The following is a 3,480-nucleotide window of genomic DNA, read 5'->3' as shown; positions in this document are numbered from 1 at the left end:
ACTAATGCATGCGTTAGTTGCAGAAGGAATTATTTTTGACTAACCAAATCTGAAAGAATATCTCTATAGTTTTTGCCGATTTTCTCAACCTCAGACATAATACGACTAATACTTAATTCTGCTATTAGATATAATAGCGAAATTTCTCATCATTATTATATTATATTTGGACATTAGCACAATGTGTCGATTGTATTGTTTACCTGTATTGGATACCTCCTTAATATGACTTAAATTTTTCGAATGTTATAAAAAATATTTAATACATGTTTATCAAATTTATTTCCTATAAATTACGAAATTTTCCTTTTGCTATGGTAGCTTTAGAAAAAAAGAATTCAGTTTGCTATTTAGGGTAAATTAAAAACGAATTTTTTCTTACTTATATGAGTTTTTAGCTTGTTTATTAAAATATTAACCATATAAAGTATTGGAGGTATATTCATGTATGAAACCTATACTGCATTGTTAATTGTAGATATTCAAGCTGGTTCATTTCGGGAGACAGAACCATTATTTAAGGGAGATGAACTATTAAAGAATGTCCAATTACTAATTTCAAAAGCTCGTTTGACACAGACCCCAATCGTTTACATGAAGTACAATGATGGACCAGGAAAGCCTCTTGAGCAAGGAACCTCAGGATGGGAAATTCATTCATCAATTACTCCATTAGTAAAAGACATCATTATTGAAAAAGACTATCCTGATTCTTTTCATATGACAAATCTTCATCAAGAATTAGCTGCTAGAAAAATAAAACGAATCGTCATTACAGGCATTCAGTCCGAAGTTTGTGTAGATGCAACATGCCGTCGTGCTTATAGTCTTGGATATGAAGTTATCCTTGTAAAAGATGGACATAGTACATACAATTCCAAAATATTACCTGCATCTCAGATTATAGATCACCACAATGACATACTCGGTCAATGGTTTAGTGTTTTAAAAAAGGCAGATGAAATTGAGTTTTAGAATATAATAGTGAAATTTCTCGTCATTATGTTTTTATACGTGGACATTAGCGTCCTTGTTGATTGTATTGGTTTACTTGTATGGGATATTCCCGTATTTTAACTAACGCATGCGTTAGTTACATAACGAATAAATGAATTTGAATTAACTATGGAACTTATTATAAGGTAGATCTAGTATATAAAAATCGTAAATGAGATTATTGGAAAGCATCTTATTATTGATATTCCATTTAAATCTAAACAGTCTTATCGCCATTCAACAATTTCATCGAGATTTTGTCTTGTTTTTGGACGTTTGGGATTCTCTTTCCGATATCCAAAAGCAACCATACAGGCTACACCGAAATCGTTGTCAGCAATGATACCCTCATTTTGCAAAATAGTGGTCACCTGCTTTTTATCAAAACCTTCTATCGGACATGAATCAATTCCAATTTGAGCTGCAGCTGTCATCATATTTCCTAATGCTATATAGGTTTGTTTATTTGCCCATTCAAAAATGAGACGGTCGTTATCTTCGAGTTCTGTTTCGACAAAGAATTTGTAGAAATTGGAAAGACTTTGCACAATTTCCTCAGGCATAAAATGAATGTCTTTCATCATTTTGATTACGTGAACAGAATCATGTCTTAAGCCATGAATTTTTCTAGCCAATATAACTACAAAATGGCTGGCTGTAGGCAGTTGTCCTTGGGCACCGCCAGATACAGGTTTTAATTTTTCGCGAAGCGTAGCATTCTGGATCACTACAAACTTCCAGGGCTCCAAGCCAAATGAACTGGGTGACAACCTTCCCGTCTCCAAAATAAAGTGAAAATCTTCATCCGAAATCTTTTTATTACTATCAAATGCCTTGCAAGCATGTCTGAAATGGTAAGCTTTTAAAATGTCCTGTTTTTTACTCTCAGTTCCTATCATGTGGAAACACCCTTCCTTTTTCCAATTTATGGATATAAACCAATATATACTCTTTGTTTTAAGAATTATGCTTCATTTTCTATGCAACAAATCTACTAGTTAGCCCCCAAAAAAAAAGACTATCGAGACAGTCTTCTGAACTTCAACTATCATTGAAGAATGATATATACTTCCATTCACTGTTGTGATTCTTAGGGTTCATGGATGGCTAATGCATGCGTTAGTTGAAGATTACCAAAGGAAACGGTTCTATTTAGATAAAAAAGGTAAATTTTACCATGACAGATTGATTGTCATATGTATAATGATAGTTAGAAAACTCATCATAGTTTTGCCAACCAAACTATTGAATAAAAAGGAGTGGCAATGTTGGAAAAGAAAAAAATCTTCTATTGGATCATCCCAATCCTATTAATTGTCTTTTTAGGCAATGCTGCGCACGCTACAGTACAACAAGAAACCTCTAAAGTGAAACAATCTTCTGCATTAAAGGGGCAATTCTACCTTGATGACATAGTGAAAATATACATACCATCTACATATAATGTTGATCAACCTATTGATAATACTACATATGTTAACAAGTCGTTAGAAGAATTCTCAAGAATGTTTGGAGGAGCAACAGCCGTTGAGGGGACAGGATCGTGGCTATCTGATGATAATCAATTGGTCAAGGAGAAAGTAACGATTGTATATAGTTATGCAGAAGATTTAGATAAGGTAAAAATTAATCAAATAGTTGCCTATACCAAGTCTCTAAAAGAAGAGATGAAACAAACATCAGTGTCTCTTGAAGTGAATGGGAAAATGTATTTTATCGAATAGCTTGTAAAGAAGCCTAGGGATTTTATATCTCTAGGCTTTTAAGTCTTCATGAATAAAAGTTTATTGGTAAAATAAGAGTTCCAATAGGATAAACTGTTCGTTATTTATAGCGAAACGTATTTTTTGCGTGAAAAATCCTTCTGTTATTCAATCATCTGGCGCGATTGCTGAAGAACGTCTTCAGCTTCAGATAATTAGTTATTAGAGTTTGAATTCACCTTTCAGTTTGTGAGGTTTTTCACTTAAACTATACTGCCATCTAGTGCGTTAAAAAAATCGACTAAACAGTCGATCGTGTTGTTCAACTAATGCATGCTTTAGTTCTATAAGATGAATCTAAAATTTCTTTATTTCTTTTAATTCTTTCTTAACATCTTCAAGCTCTAATTCTTTGTGGGTTGGATATGCTTTAGTAATTCTCTTGTTTATATTGAATAAAAAATATACGCCTCTACTCAAAATGCCAAAAAATATTCCAAATGCAATGGCTCCTCCAATAGCTGGTGGTAACCAAAATAGGAAATATCCAATTATTGTAAATAAAACCATTAATAAAATTAGATACATACTTACTTGACCTCACAAAAATTATTTTACTAATGATATTCGTTAACGTTTTACTTTTTTCCTTTTATTACCATTTGGATTCATTTGTAATAACCATACTTCACAAACTTATACTAAAATAAATAAGCAGCCATTGGCTGCTTTTGAATTTCAACTAACGCATGCGTTAGTTCAATAATTTTCAAGTTCAGTT

At 32.4% G+C, this 3,480-nt stretch carries 4 protein-coding genes; 2 read left to right on the top strand and 2 right to left on the bottom strand.

The genetic code is table 11. The features are described from left to right. Positions 1 to 444: 444 nt before the first annotated feature. Positions 445 to 975 carry a cysteine hydrolase family protein gene (locus CN514_RS21410; RefSeq protein WP_097975354.1) on the top strand — a complete coding sequence of 177 codons (531 nt, stop codon included), beginning with the start codon at positions 445 to 447 and terminating at the stop codon, positions 973 to 975. 248 nt (positions 976 to 1,223) lie between these two features. Here CN514_RS21410 and CN514_RS21405 read toward each other — a convergent pair whose 3' ends face one another. Then, on the bottom strand, positions 1,224 to 1,895 hold the full coding sequence (locus CN514_RS21405) for an NAD(P)H-dependent oxidoreductase (RefSeq protein WP_097975352.1): 672 nt from the start codon (positions 1,893 to 1,895) through the stop codon (positions 1,224 to 1,226). 369 nt (positions 1,896 to 2,264) lie between these two features. Between CN514_RS21405 and CN514_RS21400 the strand changes: the two genes are divergently transcribed. Continuing rightward, complete coding sequence (locus CN514_RS21400) at positions 2,265 to 2,720, top strand: DUF3574 domain-containing protein (protein ID WP_286141787.1); 456 nt, start codon at positions 2,265 to 2,267, stop codon at positions 2,718 to 2,720. A gap of 336 nt (positions 2,721 to 3,056) precedes the next feature. Here CN514_RS21400 and CN514_RS21395 read toward each other — a convergent pair whose 3' ends face one another. Continuing rightward, positions 3,057 to 3,287, bottom strand: coding sequence for a hypothetical protein (locus CN514_RS21395; protein WP_098234312.1), 231 nt, complete (start codon positions 3,285 to 3,287; stop codon positions 3,057 to 3,059). Positions 3,288 to 3,480 lie beyond the last annotated feature (193 nt).

The sequence above is a fragment of the Bacillus sp. AFS001701 genome (genome assembly GCF_002559405.1).
Taxonomy (GTDB): Bacteria; Bacillota; Bacilli; order Bacillales; family Bacillaceae_G; genus Gottfriedia.
The sequence above is the reverse complement of the archived record's forward strand: the minus strand, read 5'-3'. Positions and strand labels throughout refer to the sequence as shown.

What these genes read in the sequence shown, in the direction of transcription:
- CN514_RS21405 (WP_097975352.1), bottom strand. Translation starts at nt 1,895, where the DNA reads ATGATAGGAACTGAGAGTAAAAAACAGGACATTTTAAAAGCTTACCAT.
- CN514_RS21410 (WP_097975354.1), top strand. Translation starts at nt 445, where the DNA reads ATGTATGAAACCTATACTGCATTGTTAATTGTAGATATTCAAGCTGGT.
- CN514_RS21395 (WP_098234312.1), bottom strand. Translation starts at nt 3,287, where the DNA reads ATGTATCTAATTTTATTAATGGTTTTATTTACAATAATTGGATATTTC.